The organism is Planctomycetota bacterium (assembly GCA_021414025.1).
Taxonomy (GTDB): Bacteria; Planctomycetota; Phycisphaerae; order Phycisphaerales; family SM1A02; genus SYAC01.
In genome coordinates this window covers 320,018-335,142 of sequence record JAIOPG010000005.1, presented here as the reverse complement: position 1 = coordinate 335,142, position 15,125 = coordinate 320,018, and the positions used below count along the sequence as shown (strand labels likewise).

Sequence of the window (15,125 nt, the reverse complement as noted above, 5' to 3'; positions counted from 1 at the left end):
CCGAAGGCAAGGTCGACTTCACCCAGGACTTCTTCGGGCGCGAGGCCTTCCTGACGGTGTCGGGGCAGCTCAACGTCGAGGCGTACTGCCTCGCGCTGTCCAAGGTGTACACCTTCGGCCCGACCTTCCGCGCGGAGAACTCCAACACCAGCCGGCATCTGTCCGAGTTCTGGATGGTGGAGCCGGAAATCGCGTTTGCGGACCTCGCGGACGACGCGAACCTCGCCGAGGCCTTGCTGAAGCACGTCTTCAGGACGCTGCTGGCCGAGCGGGCCGAGGACATGGCGTTCTTCGACGAACGCATCGAAAAGGGCCTGGTGGCCAAGCTGCAAGGCATCGTGGAATCTGAATTCGTGCGCATGGACTATTCCGAAGCCGTTTCCATCCTCGAGCGGGCGAAACAGAAATTCGAGTTTCCCGTGAAGTGGGGCATCGACCTGCAGTCCGAGCACGAGCGCTACCTCACCGAGCAGCATGCGAAGAAACCGGTGATCGTCATTAACTACCCCAAGGGCATCAAGGCGTTCTACATGCGCGTCAACGACGACGACCGCACCGTGGCGGCCATGGACGTGCTGGCGCCGGGGATCGGCGAGATCATCGGCGGCAGCCAGCGCGAGGAGCGGCTGGACATCCTTGATTCGCGCATGCGCGAGTGCCATCTGGATCCGGCTTCCTACGGTTGGTACCGCGATCTGCGGCGCTACGGCTCGGTGCCTCATGCGGGGTTCGGCCTCGGCTTCGAGCGGACCATCGCCTACGCCACCGGCCTGACCAACATCCGCGACTGCATTCCATTCCCGCGGGCCTCGGGCACATGCGAGTTCTGAAGCCGCAAGCGGCGCGTACTTCGCCACGACTCGCGCGGAGGCTTTCGCCGTGAAATGCAACATCGATCAAAAGGGCCGCACCGCACGGATCATCGCTGGAGCCCTAGTTGAGTTGCTGGGTATCGCCGCGGTGGTGTGGTGGTTCACGAATGGTCCCGCTTGGCTGATCTGGCCCGCCATCGGATGCATTCTTGGCGGGTGGTTCGTCATGATCGAAGGCATGCTGGGCTGGTGCGCCATTCGCGCCCTCGGCTTCCGAACACCAATTTAAAGAGTGCAAGTTGCTAGACTTGTTCCTTCACTGATCGTTTGGCGGGGCATAGCTCAGCTTGGTAGAGCGTCTGGTTTGGGACCAGAAGGTCGTCGGTTCAAGTCCGGCTGCCCCGATTGCTGAAGGAGCGTTCCGGCCGCGTGTCCGGGGCCGTGTTGCGGATTTGACGGGTCCAAGGAACAATGGCGACGATGATCGAACTGGCACAGGCACCCACCGATTTCACGCTGAGCTCCTACGCGCCGATCCTGATCGTCTTCGTGATGGCGGTCATCTTCTCGGTGGTCAATCAGGTCGCCACCTCGCTGCTGGGCCCGAAGAACACCGGCTCCACCAAGGGCGTCGCGGTGGAAAGCGGCATGAATCCCTTCGGCACCACGCGCAAGCGATTCAACATCCGCTTCTATGTGCTGGCCATGACCTTCCTGGTCTTCGACGTCGAGATCATTTTCCTCTACCCGTGGGCGGTCACCTTCACGCAGCTCGAACCGCGAAGCCCCGAGGCGCTGCTCTTCCTGGCGCGAATTCTCTTCTTCATCGGCACCAGCGTGATCGCCTACATCTATGCGTGGCGCAAGGGCGTCTTCCGCTGGGATTGAGTCGCGGGCAGCCGCGGCACTTTCACATCCAATTCAGAAGCGTTCGGCGGCGCTCTTGGGACTGGCGTCCCAGACGTTTGACTTGATCCCGTTCACCGTTGACCCATTTTGAATCGCGGTCCGGATCATGTCCAGGAATTCCCAGGGGAAGGGCGGTTCGAACTTGGTCAGCTGATGCAGCTTGGCGTGGTCCTCGGCGGTCAGTTTCACGGCGCAGGCCCCGAGATTGTCCTTCAACTGCGATGGCCGCCGCGCTCCGATGATCACGCTGGTGACCCCGTCCTGGTCGAGCAGCCAGCGCAGCGCCACCTGCGCCACGGTCGCCTGACGCAGGGCGGCGATCTCCTTCAAGGCGTCGATGAGCAGGAAGGTCTTCTCGTTGAGCCAGACCGATTCCTTCTTCACGCGCGTCGAGCCGTCGTCCTTGGGCGGATTACTGCGGTCGAATTTTCCGCTGAGCACGCCGCCGCGCAGCGGGCTCCACGGCGTCACTCCCAGGTTCAGGTCGCGGGCCATGCTCATGAGGTCGCTCTCGACGGTGCGCTGCAGCAGTGAATACTCGATCTGCAAGGCGCAGAGCGGCTCCCAGCCGCGCATCAGCGCCGTGTACTGACACTTCACGCAAACCCACGCCGGATGATCGGACAATCCCAGATGCAGAACCTTGCCCGCCTTCACCAGGCGATCGAGTTCCGCCATCATTTCTTCGATGGGCGTGTGCTGATCCCAGAAGTGCGCCCAGAGCAGGTCGATGTGATCGGTCTGAAGCCGACGCAGCGAATCCTCCACCGCGTGACGGATGGCCTTGCGGCCGGCGCCGCCTCCGTTGGGGTCCTGCGGCCACATGTTGCCCATGAACTTGGTGGCGATCACCACGCGATCGCGCGTGCCCTTGCCCGGGCCCTTGGAGAAGTAGTCGCCGAGAATCTTCTCGCTGTGGCCCTTGTTGTACATGTTCGCGGTGTCGATGAAGTTGCCGCCCGCCGAGAGGTAGTGCGTGATCATCTCGTCGCTCTCGGCGCTGTCGGTGCCCAGCTTCCACTCGTTACCGAAGGTCATGGCTCCCAGGCAAATCGGGCTGACGCGCAGACCCGAGCGGCCCAACGTGACGTAGTCGGTCAATGAATGTCCTTGCATGACGAAGCGAACCTCCTGGTGATTTCGGATCTCGATCGGCGGGAAACTATTTCTTGCCCGCGGGGGCGCCGGCTTTTTCGGAGGCCCGCAGCGTGACATTGACATCCTGCTCCACGCCGTCGCGCATGATGTGCAGCGTGACGATGTCGCCGGGATTCTTCTCGCGCAGACGATCCATGAGCTCGCTGGCCTCGTTCATCGGCTGCCCATCCCAGGTCAGGATCACGTCGCCGCCCTTCAGGCCCGCGTCAGAGGCGCTGGTGTCGGCACTGACGCCGTCGATGGCCAGACCCGGCGACTTGCGCTTGCTCATGCCCGGCTGCACGCCCAGGCGAACCTTGGCGTAGCCGCGGCTGGCGCCCGCGCTGCCGTCGGTGCTCTTGAAGACCGGCTTGGTCGGCGTGGTCGCGAGAGTTTTCACCAGGCCCTCCGTCAGCGTGATGATCTTGCTTGCGCCATAGGGATTCACGGTGAAACCGCGGTCTTCGGGCTTGTGATACTCGCCGTGGCTGCCGGTGAAGAGGAAGAGCACGGGAATGCCCGCGGCGTAGAAGCTGGCATGGTCGCTGGGGCCGCGGCCGCCCGGATCCGCCTTCACGATCAGGCCGCTGGACTCGACCGCGGGACGGATCAGATCGATGAAGCCTTCCGCCGTGCCGGTGCCGCTCATGGCGAGCTCATTGCCGCGCAGGCGCCCGACCATGTCCATGTTGACCATGGCGGCGATCTTGTCGGAGGGAACCGTCGGATGCTTGACGAACTCTCGGCTTCCATCCAGGCCCATTTCCTCGGCAGTGAAGCCCATCAGCAGCAGGCTGCGGCAATTGTCCGGCGACTCCTTGGAGGCCATGTAGTCCTTCAGCTTCTTGGCCAGGCAGAGCATGGCCGAGGTGCCGCTGGCGTTGTCGTCGGCGCCGGGATGCAGTTTGCCGCGGTTGGAGGGATCCGCGCCGAAGTAGCCCATGCCGACGTGGTCGTAATGCGCGCCGAGCACGACCCATTCCGAGGCGAGCGCTCCCTTGCCGGGAATGACGCCGCCGACGTTCTGCGCCGGGAGCCCCTTCTCGGAGATCGCGACATGGACGGTGGCCTTGACATCATCCTTCAGAGCAAGCGTCTTGATCTTGCCCTGGTCGGCGAGGCGGCGGAACTCCATGAGCGAGCGGCCCTTGGGATCTGCGCTCTTGAGCAGCGCGTCGGCCTGCTCCTGGGTGATCTGCACGATGGGGAAGTCATAGCCCGGGCCGAAGACGCTGCTCTCGGTGTGCTCGAGGCCCTTGGCGCCGCTCTTGCACTCCGGCGGATTCACCATGATCAGCGCCGCGGGCTTGCGCTCCGAGAGCGCGTCGAGCTTGGGGCGCATGCCTGCGTATCCGCTGAAGCGGCGGTCGCTCCACAGGCTGGCGCCGCTCTCGTCCAGCGGCTCGTAGCGCAGGAACACCACGATTTTCCCGGCGAAATTGTCCTTCTCCTCGAAGCTGGTGTAGCCGTCCTGACCCGACTCGATCGCGTAGCCCGCGAAGACCAGCGGCGCCGTCACCGTGCCGCTGCCCGAGCTGCCCATGACCTCGAACTGATCCTGGCGCTTCAGCGCACTTCCATTCAAGGCGAGCTCGGCGGTCTCCACCACCGGCGCGCCGCCCTCCAGCTCGAAGGGCTGGCGATAGCTCTTGCCCGCGGCACCCGCCGCATTCGGGAAGGCCGGCTCAAGACCGGCCTGCTTCATGAAGAACTCGATGTACTCGGCGGCCAGATCGTTGCCGCGGCTTCCGGGCACGCGTCCCTCGAAGAAGGGGTTCGAAAGCGTCTGCACATGCTGGTACCACTCGGTGGCGGTCGGCCCCATGGCCTCCAGCGCGGCACGCAGGTCGGTTTCCGCGGGGTTGTTCGGATCGCCCGCGATCGATTCGGGCTCGTAGGTGTAGGGGTTGATCTTGTCACCCTCGACCAGCTTGCCCGCGTGCGACGAGGCGCTCTTGAGAGGGTCGGCCTGTTCCGGCGACGCCTTGGCGGCCTGATCCTTCTTGACGGGCGCGGTCTGCTCCGCGCTTTGTTCCGTCTTGATCGGAGCGGTCTTGTCGGGAGCCGGCGGAGGAGCGAACGCAATGGCGGCCGAGCACGTGACGATGAAAGCGGCGAGGGAGAGGCGCTGGGTGTTCATGATGACTCCTGGGAACTGGAAAGATGCACATACTAAGTGTGAGGAGAGGTCGGCGCATCGCCCAACCCGGACAAAGTTGCAATTGCATGCCCCGCCAAATCCGGCTTTCCAACGGCGATTTCCCCTAGACTGCCGTTCACGGCTGGGTTTTCGACGGCCTCACGCGACTCCCGCTGCTTTCCAAAAGAAGGATGACTCCCATGGTTCGACTTGCGACCCTCTCCGCATCCCTGGCTCTGGCCACCCTCCTCTTGTCGGGCTGCTCGACGGTTCCGGAAAAAAAGGCTGACCGCGACGCGCTGGCCTCCGCGTGCACGGCGACCATCTCCAGCGCCAAGGCGAAGGACGCGTCGCTGGAGACATTCTTCAAAGACAGCTATGGCTACGCCATCTTTCCCGAGGTGGGCAATGGCGGCGCGGGCCTGGCTTTCAGCTATGGACACGGCATGGTCTACAAAGGCGGAACGGTTGTCGGTTATTGCGATCTCAGCAAGGGCACCATCGGATTGACTCTGGGCGGACAGGCTTTTGCGGAGTTGATCTTCTTCAAGGACAAGGAGCGCTACGACGGATTCGTCGCCGGCAAGTTCGTCTTTGCGGCCAACGCCTCGGCCGTGGCCATCTCCGCCGGCGGCGGCGCCAGCGCCTCCTATAAGGAAGGGGTCGCCGTGTTCATCACCGATCCCGCCGGGTTGATGTTTGATGCCTCCATCGGCGGTCAGCAATTCAACTACCGGTCCATGGACTCGGTCAAGTAGCTGCCGCGATACGCGGGCCACAAACGCGGTCCAATCACGGGAATTCACGCTGCTTCCCTCCCTATACTGGGCCCATGTCCATGCTTGAAAAAGTTTCGTCCTCCACCGGCAGCGCCCACGCTTCGCTTGAGCCGCTCGACACCTTCGCCCGCCGTCACATCGGCCCCAGCGACGCCGACATCGCGGAGATGCTGACCTACATCGGATATGAGAGCTTGGACGCGCTGATGCGGGCGGCGATTCCCGAGTCGATCCGCTCGACCAAGCCGCTGGTCATCGACGATCCGACCAACCGCGGGGCTTTCCGGATGCGCGGCGAGGCGGAATGCCTTGCTGGCCTCGCCGAACTGGCGAGCAAGAACCAGGTCTTTCGCTCCTACATTGGCATGGGCTACAACGACTGCCACACGCCGGGCGTGATCCTGCGCAATGTGCTGGAGAATCCCGGCTGGTACACGCCATACACGCCTTATCAACCCGAGGTTTCCCAGGGGCGCCTCGAGAGCCTGCTGAATTTCCAGACCATGGTCAGCGAGCTCACCGGGCTCGAGATCGCCTGCGCCAGCCTGCTGGACGAGGCGACCGCGGCCGCCGAGGCCATGCACATGTGCCTGAGCGTGCGACCCGGCTGTGCCAAGTTCTTCGTGGACTCCGCCACGCATCCGCAGACCATCGCCGTGATCCAGACGCGGGCCAAGGGCCTGGGCGTCGAGATTGTCGTGAGCGACGCGGACAAGATCGACTTCACCAAGAAGGATTACTGCGGAGCGCTGCTCTCCTATCCGGCGACCGACGGTCGCATCCGCGACTGGAAGATCACGGTCGGCAAGATCAAGGCGGGCGGCGCTCTGGTGGTGATGGCCGCCGATCCGCTGGCGCTCACGCTGCTGACCTCGCCGGGCGAGCTCGGCGCCGACGTCGCGATCGGATCGATGCAGCGCTTCGGCGTGCCCATGGGCTACGGCGGCCCGCACGCCGCGTACTTCAGCACCAAGGCGGAGCATGTCCGCAAGATGCCGGGGCGCCTGATCGGCGTGAGCCGCGATTCGGCCGGACGTCCGGCGCTTCGCCTTTCGATCCAGACCCGCGAGCAGCACATCCGCCGCGACAAGGCCACCAGCAACATCTGCACTGCGCAGGCGCTGCTGGCCAACATCGCCGCCTTCTACGGCGTCTATCACGGCCCCGACGGCCTGAAGCGCATCGCCGAGCACGCGCACCGCGCCACCGGCACCGTGGTGGCCGGACTGAAGATGCTCGGCCACGCGCCGCTGCACGAGCACTACTTCGACACGGTCCGCGTCCAGCTCAAGGGCACAAGCGCCGACAAGGTGCACGCGGCGGCGAAGAAGCACCGCATCAATCTGCGCGACTATGGCGACGGCACGGTCGGATTCGCGCTGGATGAAACCGTTCTTCCCAACGATCTGCAGGACATCCTCGACTGCTTCGCGGCGGGCACGGGCCGGCCCACGCCCAAGGTCTCCTCGCTGCACGCGGTCGACGCGCTGCCGGTGTCGCTCAAGCGCACCAAGAGTTTCATGACCCAGGATGTCTTCAACCGCTATCACTGCGAAACCGAGCTGCTGCGCTACATTTTCCAGCTGCAGGGGCGCGATCTCAGCCTGGCCCACAGCATGATTGCCCTCGGTTCATGCACCATGAAACTCAACGCCACGGCGGAGATGCTTCCGGTGACCTGGCCCGCGTTTTCGAAGCTGCATCCCTTTGCGCCGCTGGAGCAGTGCGCCGGCTACGCCGAAGTCTTCCGCACGCTGGAGAAGTGGCTCTGCGAGATCACCGGGTTCGCGGGCATGTGCCTGCAGCCGAACTCCGGCAGCAACGGTGAATACGCCGGGCTGCGGATCATTCACGCCTACCACGAGCAGCGCGGACAGGGTCATCGCGATGTCTGCCTGATTCCGGTGAGCGCGCATGGAACGAATCCGGCCAGCGCGGTGGTGGCGGGCATGAAGGTGGTGCCGGTCGAATGCGACGCGGAGGGCAACGTTGACTTGGCCGATCTTCGCGCCAAGGCGCTGCTGCACAAGAACGACCTGTCATGCGTCATGATGACCTACCCGAGCACGCACGGCGTCTTCGAGGACCGCATCAAGGAGCTTTGCTCGATCATTCACGAGCAGGGCGGACAGGTCTACATGGATGGCGCCAACATGAACGCGCAGGTCGGACTGACCCGGCCCGGCGAGATCGGCGCCGACGTCTGTCACCTGAACCTGCACAAGACCTTCTGCATTCCCCACGGCGGCGGCGGCCCGGGCATCGGCCCGATCGGCGTCGCGCCGCATCTGGTTGACTTCATCCCGGGGCATCCCGTGATCCGTCCCGCCAACGCCGGCAAGCATGCGATCGGTCCGGTTGCCGCGGCACCCTACGGCAGCGCCAGCATCCTGCCGATCTCGTGGGTCTACATCTCGCTCATGGGTGCGGAGGGTCTGCGCAAGGCCACGCAGGTCGCCATTCTTTCCGCCAACTACATGGCCAAGCGCGTCCGCGACCACTACAAGGTGCTCTACGTCAACGCCAGTGGCTGCTGCGCCCACGAGTTCATCGTGGATTGCCGCGCCTTCGACGCCTCGGCGGACATCAAGATCGACGACATCGCCAAGCGGCTGATGGATTTCGGCTTCCACGCCCCGACCATGAGCTGGCCGGTGCCCGGAACGCTGATGATCGAGCCGACCGAGAGCGAGTCCAAGGAGGAGCTGGACCGTTTCTGCGAGGCGATGATCCAGATTCGCAATGAAATCACCCAGATTGAGCAGGGGAAAAGCCCCAAAAACGACAATCCCCTCAAGGGGGCCCCGCACACCGCCGAGGCGATCGGCGCTGACACGTGGAGCCATGCTTATCCGCGGTCGCAGGCCGCCTATCCGCTGCCCTGGGTCCGCAACCGCAAGTTCTGGCCGGCCGTCGGACGCGTCGACAATCCCTTTGGCGACCGCAACCTCGTCTGCTCCTGCGAGCCGATGAGCGCCTACCTCTGAGCAAAGCGCGATGGACCGCCGCCAAGTTCTTGCCGCGGGCTTGCTGGCGGCGGCTTCGCGCGGCGCGAGCGCGGCGATCCAATCGGGAAGCCGGGCGCCGGCGAAGGATGGCCGGCTGCTGCGGCAGAGCGTGGCGCGGTGGTGCCACAGTTCGCTGTCGATCGAAAATCTCATTGAGCTGGTGAAGACCACGCGCCTGGACGGCATCGACCTGCTGGATCCGCCCGACATCGAGAAAGTGCGCGCCGCCAAGCTCGCCTGCCCGGTGGCCAACGGGCCGACGACCATCAGCGATGGATTGAATCGTCTTGAGAACCATGACGCGATCCTGAAGCGCGCCGAGGAGCTCTTTCCGAAAATCTCCGAGGCGGGCGCCCCACTGGTGATTGTCTTCGCCGGCGACCGGCGCGGACTGGGCGACGACACGGGCCTGGAGAATTGCGCCGCGGGTTTGAAGCGGCTGCTGCCGCTGGCGCAAAAATGCAATCTCGGCGTCGCCATGGAGATGCTCAACTCGCGCGTCGATCACAAGGACCACATGGGCGACCACACCGAATGGGGAGTGCGACTCTGCGAGTCGGTCGGCGACAAGCGCTTCGGGCTGCTCTACGACATCTACCACATGCAGATCATGGAGGGCGATGTGATCCGCACGATCCAGAAGGCGTCGCCCTGGATCCTCCACTACCACACCGCCGGCGTGCCGGGTCGCGGACCGCTGGACGCGCAGCAGGAGCTCAACTACCAGGCGATCATGCGGGCGATCGTGGCCACCGGCTACCACGGGTTCATCGGGCATGAGTTCATGCCCGCGAAGGACACCAAGGCCGAGTTGCGCGCCGCAATCGCCGCCTGCGCCGGCGACTGAGGATCCGCGCCGCGGGTCCGGGCGGCCGCAAACATGAATGACGGCTATGCTCGGCCGAGTGGCTGAACGAGCGACAATCACACTGCTGGGCGCTGCGGGCGAGGTGACGGGATCGTGCACATTGCTGGACACGCCGCGCGGCCGCGTGGTGATCGATTTCGGGCTTTTTCAGGGCTCCCCCGAGCAGGAGCAGAAGAACCTTCAGGTCCCGGAGATCGACTGGCGGCACGTGGACGCGGTCATCGTGACCCACGCGCACATCGACCACGTCGGCCGCCTGGGCATGCTGCCGCGCATCGGCTGCGGCGCCCCGATCTACGCCACGCCCCCCACCGCCGACCTGCTGCCGCGCGTGCTGCGCTCAAGCGCCACGCTGCAGACCATCCGGCACGAGGAGTGGCGCAACGGAAGCGCGCCGATCGCCCGCGTGGTCGATCCGCCGCCGGCGCCTGGAACGCAGTCCAAGGCCTCCGACAGCGAGCCGCCGATCCTCTACGACACGCGCGACGCCATGCAGGCCGCGGAGAACATCCGGCCCGTCGAGTACGGCGTGTGGCGCGAGGTGAAGAGCGGTCTGCGCTTCCGATTCCATGATGCCTCGCACATCATCGGCTCCGCGAGTGTGGAGGTCGCCTTCGATGTGAACGGGCGCGAGAAGAAGGTGCTGTTTTCGGGCGACCTCGGTCCGGCTCGCAGCCCCCTGCTGCGGGCGCGCGAGGAGCTTCCCGCGGTTGATCTGATGCTGATGGAGAGCACCAATGGTGCAAGAGTATTTTCACCCAGCTCGTCGTCGGTCGACGCACTGGGCGCGGTGGTGAAGCGCGTGGCGGCGCGCGGCGGAAAAATTCTGGCGCCGACCTTCTCACTCGGCCGCGCGCAGACGCTGCTGTTGCGCCTGGCGGAGTTGTCCCGCGCCAACCAGCTTCATGGCATGACCGTGTATCTGGATTCACCGATGGCGATTCGCGCGTCGGAACTGTGCGGCCGCTATCCGGCGCTGCTCGAGCCTTCGCTGCGCATCGCGGCGGAAGCGGGAACGGATCCGCTGCACTTCGACGGACTGCAGCATCTGTTCAACCGCAAGCAGAGCCTGAAGCTGACCAAAAGCGAAAAGATTGGCGTCATCCTCGCGGGCAGCGGATTCTGCGACGCGGGTCCCGTGCTGCATCATCTGGCATCGATGGTCGATGATCCGAAGAACGCGCTGGTCTTTGCCGGACATCAGATCGTCGGTTTGCTCGGACACTCCCTGCTTCATCATGCGAAGAAGATCGAGCTCAAGGAAGGAATCTTTGATGTGCTCGCCGAGCGCGTCCACCTGGAGGGGCTCAGCGGACATGCCGATCAGGCCGATCTGGTGAACTGGATCGGGTCGCGCGAAGGCGGCACGCCGCGTGTGATCTTGAATCACGGCGAGAATGAATCAAGGGCAGCGCTTTCCGATGCGATTCGTGCCGCGCTTGCGCTTGAAACCGAGCAGCCGAACTTCATGAAGTGCATTGAAGTCTGATAATGTAATTTGGACGTCGTATTAAAGTCTACAAAGCACGTCGATACAAACAGTTGTGTGATCGCCGACCTGGCTCGACCACATATTCAATTCTCAAATCTGATTTGATCCGGACGGAGACCGAGTCTTCCGAGCATGCCCTCGAATTGATCGAGCGAGAAGAATTCCATGGAGACCTTGCCGGTGTTTGGCTTTCTTCCGAGTTGGATGGTGACTCGAGTTCCCATGAGTTGACTCAATCGAGTTTCTAAATCCTTCACGTTGGCCTGTCGCCTTGCGGTCGTTGTGGTTCCACGTGGAACTCTGCTTTTGGATTCAGTGGAGAGTCGCTGGACTTCACGCTCAAGTGTTCTGACGGACCACTCGCCGCGGATTGTGGAATCCGCAAGCGTTGACCTAGCCTTGAGATCAGCAACACCAAGCAACGCCTTGGCATGTCCTTGAGAAATCAAACCCTGACGAACCAGGCTTGCGGTCGCTGAATCCAATTCAGCCAAACGCAGCAAATTCGTGACGGTGGAGCGGTCGAGCGAGATCTTCTTGGCGAGCAAGTCGTGCGTCAAAGTAAATTCATTGGCCAGCCTTTGAACGGACAGTGCCCGGTCCATCGGATTGAGATCGGTCCTGTGGATGTTTTCGATCAGGGCCCAAACACCCGAGTTCTCGTCGGAGGCCTGGATGACTATGGCCGGAATTGTTGGCTTGCCAATGATCTGAAATGCGCGCCAGCGCCTTTCGCCGGCCACGATTTCAAATTGTCCAGGAGTCCCATCGACAGGTCGAACAACGATTGGCTGAAGCAGTCCACTCGACCGAATTGAATCGGCCAAGCTCTGCAACTCAGCTGTGTTGAAGTCGCTCCTGGGCTGCCTCGCATTCGGACGGATCTTTGAAAGTTCGATCTCCTGAACGCTCCTGCCAAAATCGACTTGTTTGGCATCCGGCTTCTTCACGGAAACCTGCAAATCTCCCGCAAATGCCTGTGGTTTTGGATTGATCGATGCCACAGGGGGCTTTTCTACTTCTGTGACAACTGATGATTTTTCAGCACCAATTGGCTGATTTTTGACCGGAATCAACCTTCCAAGTCCTCGACCAAGTCGAATCCCGGTGGGGGATGCCGGATTGGATGGGCCAGACACCTTGTTTACATCCTTGTTTTCGCCACTATTTTCGTTGGTGTTGTTAGTCATATTGCCTCCTTGCAATTGAGGCTGGAATGTAACACCAAAACGCCATTCTTGTGTTCCCCGTGGAACAATTTATCAAAATTAACTTATAGGACTTTTTGTGTCGGCCGAGTCCATTGGAATGGGATGCGGACCGGCGCCTCATTCGATGTCCATTTCTTCCACGCTACCTTTGCGACTTCCTGATCATCGCACCACAAACACATTCACGGAGCCAACCATGTTTCGACCCCTCATGACCTGCCTGGTTTCAACGTTCGCCGCCCTCGCCCTCGTCGGCGCCACTCAACAAAAAACTCCCTCCGCGACTCCGGCATCGGCGCCGCCGGCGTCATCCGCCGCGGCCGGCTCGACCACATGGAAAATTGACGACACCCATTCGATGTCCTTGTTCCGCGTCCAGCACTTCGGCGCGGGAATGTTCTGGGGAAGATTCGACGGCGTCACCGGAACGATCACGACCACCGGCGCCACTCCGGAAACGCTTGCCCTCAACGTGACGATCGACGCGAACTCGGTCTCCACCGCGAACAAGGACCTGGACGCGCATCTGCGCAGCCCCGACTTCTTCAGCGTGAAGGAGTTTCCGCAGATGACCTTCGTCAGCACCTCCGCGAAAAAGATCGACGGCAACTTCTGGGAAGTTTCCGGCAACATCACGATTCGCGGAACCACGAAGCCGCTCACCGCCAAGGTCGAGTTCATCGGACTCTCGGAGTCGCCCAAGGGCAACCGCATCGGATTCGAGGCGGTGTTCACGATCGACCGCGGCGAGTTCGGCGTGAACTACGGACTTGAGAAAAACGTGCTCGGCCGGAACGTGCGCGTCACGGTCGGACTCGAAGCGACCTCGTCGTAAGCCGCGGCGCCACTCGTCACGACCGAAGCCGACTCGACATGGAAGCGCAGATCCTTCTCTTCGGAGTGGCGCTGCCGGCGACGCTTGGTCTGCTCTGGCTGATTGTGCGCCGCCCCTTTGCCGCGGTATCGACCCGTGCGGATTCATTCGTGGGCTGGGCCTTCGCCCTGACGCTTGCGGCGAGTGCGTTGTCGCAGGAATCGATTCGGGGATTTCCAACGCAGGGCGGCTGGCTGTGGTTTCCCCTCGGCGTGCTGTTGTGTGCGTTGATCTCGGGAATCGAAGCGAGGTTCGCCCAATCGAAATCCTGGCACATCATTCTTGTGCTTGTTGCGGTCGTGCCCGCCGCGCTGCTGCTGGACATTCCCGAATGGAAGGGGCTGCTTTCCCGTGTTTTGCTCGGAATTGCGGCCGCCATCGCCGCGGCGGCGCTGCTTCGACTCAGCCGCGATCGGAATGCATTTTCAACATCGATCGCCCTGAGCTTTTCCCTTGTCGGCGCCTCCGTCGTGGCGATGCTCTCAGGTTTCGCCAAGCTGGCGGTTCCGATCGGGGCCGTCGCGCTATGCGCTGGTCTGCTTCCACTTGTCCGAATCGCGTTCGGTTTCCGACGAAGTCCCGCGGATCATTCCTTGGGCTTCGATGGCGCGGTGGTGATCGCCACGGTCGCTTCGCTCGGTGCCGCCACCGGATACGGCTACGACACCAGCGGCGTGCCGATGGCGAGCTGGATCTGCGCGGCACTCGCGCCGCTGGGCATCGCGCTGGGCGAGATTCCCGCCTTCCGTTCGCGACGCGCACTCTCCGCCTGCGCCCGGATCACGGGGTGCGCGGTGCTTTCGGCGGCGGCGATTGTCCTGGCCGCCAAGCCGTAGACTGATGAAGCGATGCGTTTCCCACCCGCGCTCACGGCCGCCGCTTCTTTGGCGATGCTCTTCCTGCCCGGCTGCTTTCCGCGCCCGCTCGATCTGCAACTGAGCAACGCGCAGGACTGCGCGCCGGTCGAGGGGGTGACGATCCACCGCCACAGCGTGACCCTGCTGTCGCTTCTGGCCACCGACTCGAACGCAGTCAAGAGCGGACCGGCGGGTGAGGCCCGCGTCTGGGTGCCGCCCTTCAACACCAAGTTGACCCTGCTGCAGCCGGGGTTCGAGCCCTCGTCGATCGAGGTCTTCTCCTCGAAGACAACGCCAAGCATGCTGACCGCCGAGGACTCCTCGCGCATGGTGCTGCGCTTCGACGACCTCGACGGCAAGGCGAAGCGCTCCATGTCGCTCACGCCGGTGACCTATCTGCCGATGACGATCCGCGTGGTCGATTCCTCGGACAAGGCGCCGATCGTCGACGCCGATGTGCTGGCGACCACCTTTCTCTATCTGCCCATGCCCGGTCTGGAGGATCGCTGGGGCTTTCCCGATCTGCAGAATCTTCGAACCGATGACCAGGGGCACTCCTCGGTGAATCACGCCTCGGGATTCCGCAATGTGATCACCGTGCGCAAGCCCGGCTACCAGGAGGCCCGGCAGGATTTCGAGGCGAATGGCTCCAAGAATGAGCTCATCGTGTCGCTGCGGCGCCTTCAATACAAGACGCTGCGGTTCAAGGCGGTCGATGCCGAAAGCGAGAAGCAGGTCCCCGGCGTGGTGATCCGCCTGGACGAGCAGCGCAACGGCCTGCCGCCCGATCCGAACGGCTTTGCCGCGGTGAGTGACGCCTCCGGCTTGTCGCCGGCGATTCCGGTTCCCAACCTGATGCCTCTGGTGATCGAAACTGAGTGCCCCGGCTACCGCCGCTACTCCGCCGGACTGGATTGGCGCTCCCTGAAGGAAGGGGAGGTCGTCAAGGTCCAGGTCCGAAAGAAGGGTTGGTTCGAATAATTCAGCCGGCCGCGTCTTGAAGCCGATCTACGCATTGCGCTTGGACTTGGAGAGATG

General features: G+C 63.1%; 13 protein-coding genes and 1 tRNA gene. 11 read left to right on the top strand and 3 right to left on the bottom strand.

Annotation, left to right across the window (positions count from 1 at the left end; all coding sequences use genetic code 11):
- The 4 genes from asnS to ndhC form a co-directional block, all read left to right on the top strand.
- The coding region (gene asnS / locus K8R92_07655; protein MCE9619770.1) for an asparagine--tRNA ligase at positions 1–830 on the top strand (830 nt) is incomplete at its 5' end.
- Between the two features lie 49 nt (positions 831–879).
- Positions 880–1,101: a hypothetical protein gene (locus tag K8R92_07650; protein ID MCE9619769.1), complete on the top strand. Its 222-nt coding sequence runs from the start codon at positions 880–882 to the stop codon at positions 1,099–1,101.
- 42 nt (positions 1,102–1,143) lie between these two features.
- Positions 1,144–1,217: transfer RNA gene (locus tag K8R92_07645), tRNA-Pro, on the top strand.
- 75 nt (positions 1,218–1,292) lie between these two features.
- The gene (gene ndhC / locus K8R92_07640) at positions 1,293–1,700 is read left to right on the top strand and encodes an NADH-quinone oxidoreductase subunit A (protein MCE9619768.1); all 408 of its coding nucleotides are present in this window, start codon (positions 1,293–1,295) and stop codon (positions 1,698–1,700) included.
- 33 nt (positions 1,701–1,733) lie between these two features.
- Here the strand turns inward: ndhC and K8R92_07635 are convergent, their stop codons facing one another.
- Together K8R92_07635 and K8R92_07630 are read right to left on the bottom strand one after the other, a co-directional pair.
- Positions 1,734–2,837, bottom strand: coding sequence for an aldo/keto reductase (locus K8R92_07635; protein ID MCE9619767.1), 1,104 nt, complete (start codon positions 2,835–2,837; stop codon positions 1,734–1,736).
- Positions 2,838–2,883: 46 nt separating this feature from the next.
- Entirely contained in the window at positions 2,884–4,998 is a 2,115-nt protein-coding gene (locus K8R92_07630; GenBank protein ID MCE9619766.1) for a M28 family peptidase, read from the bottom strand.
- Positions 4,999–5,198: 200 nt separating this feature from the next.
- Between K8R92_07630 and K8R92_07625 the strand changes: the two genes are divergently transcribed.
- The 4 genes from K8R92_07625 to K8R92_07610 all read left to right on the top strand — a co-directional run bounded on the left by K8R92_07625 (position 5,199) and on the right by K8R92_07610 (position 11,142).
- A complete protein-coding gene (locus tag K8R92_07625) occupies positions 5,199–5,756 on the top strand; it encodes a lipid-binding SYLF domain-containing protein (GenBank protein ID MCE9619765.1) in 558 nt (185 codons plus the stop codon).
- Positions 5,757–5,830: 74 nt separating this feature from the next.
- Positions 5,831–8,764: an aminomethyl-transferring glycine dehydrogenase gene (gene gcvP / locus K8R92_07620; protein ID MCE9619764.1), complete on the top strand. Its 2,934-nt coding sequence runs from the start codon at positions 5,831–5,833 to the stop codon at positions 8,762–8,764.
- A gap of 10 nt (positions 8,765–8,774) precedes the next feature.
- On the top strand, positions 8,775–9,632 hold the full coding sequence (locus K8R92_07615) for a TIM barrel protein (GenBank protein ID MCE9619763.1): 858 nt from the start codon (positions 8,775–8,777) through the stop codon (positions 9,630–9,632).
- 58 nt (positions 9,633–9,690) lie between these two features.
- Positions 9,691–11,142 carry an MBL fold metallo-hydrolase gene (locus K8R92_07610; GenBank protein MCE9619762.1) on the top strand — a complete coding sequence of 484 codons (1,452 nt, stop codon included), beginning with the start codon at positions 9,691–9,693 and terminating at the stop codon, positions 11,140–11,142.
- A gap of 86 nt (positions 11,143–11,228) precedes the next feature.
- Here the strand turns inward: K8R92_07610 and K8R92_07605 are convergent, their stop codons facing one another.
- Positions 11,229–12,335 carry a ParB/RepB/Spo0J family partition protein gene (locus K8R92_07605; GenBank protein MCE9619761.1) on the bottom strand — a complete coding sequence of 369 codons (1,107 nt, stop codon included), beginning with the start codon at positions 12,333–12,335 and terminating at the stop codon, positions 11,229–11,231.
- A 217-nt stretch (positions 12,336–12,552) separates the two neighbouring features.
- Here K8R92_07605 and K8R92_07600 point away from each other — a divergent pair, with 217 nt between their 5' ends.
- The 3 genes from K8R92_07600 to K8R92_07590 are packed head-to-tail and all read left to right on the top strand — an operon-like array spanning position 12,553 to position 15,068.
- Positions 12,553–13,191 (top strand): YceI family protein, encoded by a 639-nt coding sequence (locus K8R92_07600; protein MCE9619760.1) that lies wholly within the window; start codon positions 12,553–12,555, stop codon positions 13,189–13,191.
- Between the two features lie 38 nt (positions 13,192–13,229).
- A complete protein-coding gene (locus K8R92_07595) occupies positions 13,230–14,066 on the top strand; it encodes a hypothetical protein (protein ID MCE9619759.1) in 837 nt (278 codons plus the stop codon).
- A gap of 12 nt (positions 14,067–14,078) precedes the next feature.
- Positions 14,079–15,068 (top strand): hypothetical protein, encoded by a 990-nt coding sequence (locus K8R92_07590; GenBank protein ID MCE9619758.1) that lies wholly within the window; start codon positions 14,079–14,081, stop codon positions 15,066–15,068.
- Positions 15,069–15,125: the final 57 nt, after the last annotated feature.

What these genes read in the sequence shown, in the direction of transcription:
- ndhC (MCE9619768.1), top strand. Translation starts at nt 1,293, where the DNA reads ATGATCGAACTGGCACAGGCACCCACCGATTTCACGCTGAGCTCCTAC.
- K8R92_07635 (MCE9619767.1), bottom strand. Translation starts at nt 2,837, where the DNA reads ATGCAAGGACATTCATTGACCGACTACGTCACGTTGGGCCGCTCGGGT.
- K8R92_07630 (MCE9619766.1), bottom strand. Translation starts at nt 4,998, where the DNA reads ATGAACACCCAGCGCCTCTCCCTCGCCGCTTTCATCGTCACGTGCTCG.
- K8R92_07625 (MCE9619765.1), top strand. Translation starts at nt 5,199, where the DNA reads ATGGTTCGACTTGCGACCCTCTCCGCATCCCTGGCTCTGGCCACCCTC.
- gcvP (MCE9619764.1), top strand. Translation starts at nt 5,831, where the DNA reads ATGTCCATGCTTGAAAAAGTTTCGTCCTCCACCGGCAGCGCCCACGCT.
- K8R92_07615 (MCE9619763.1), top strand. Translation starts at nt 8,775, where the DNA reads ATGGACCGCCGCCAAGTTCTTGCCGCGGGCTTGCTGGCGGCGGCTTCG.
- K8R92_07605 (MCE9619761.1), bottom strand. Translation starts at nt 12,335, where the DNA reads ATGACTAACAACACCAACGAAAATAGTGGCGAAAACAAGGATGTAAAC.
- K8R92_07600 (MCE9619760.1), top strand. Translation starts at nt 12,553, where the DNA reads ATGTTTCGACCCCTCATGACCTGCCTGGTTTCAACGTTCGCCGCCCTC.
- K8R92_07595 (MCE9619759.1), top strand. Translation starts at nt 13,230, where the DNA reads ATGGAAGCGCAGATCCTTCTCTTCGGAGTGGCGCTGCCGGCGACGCTT.
- K8R92_07590 (MCE9619758.1), top strand. Translation starts at nt 14,079, where the DNA reads ATGCGTTTCCCACCCGCGCTCACGGCCGCCGCTTCTTTGGCGATGCTC.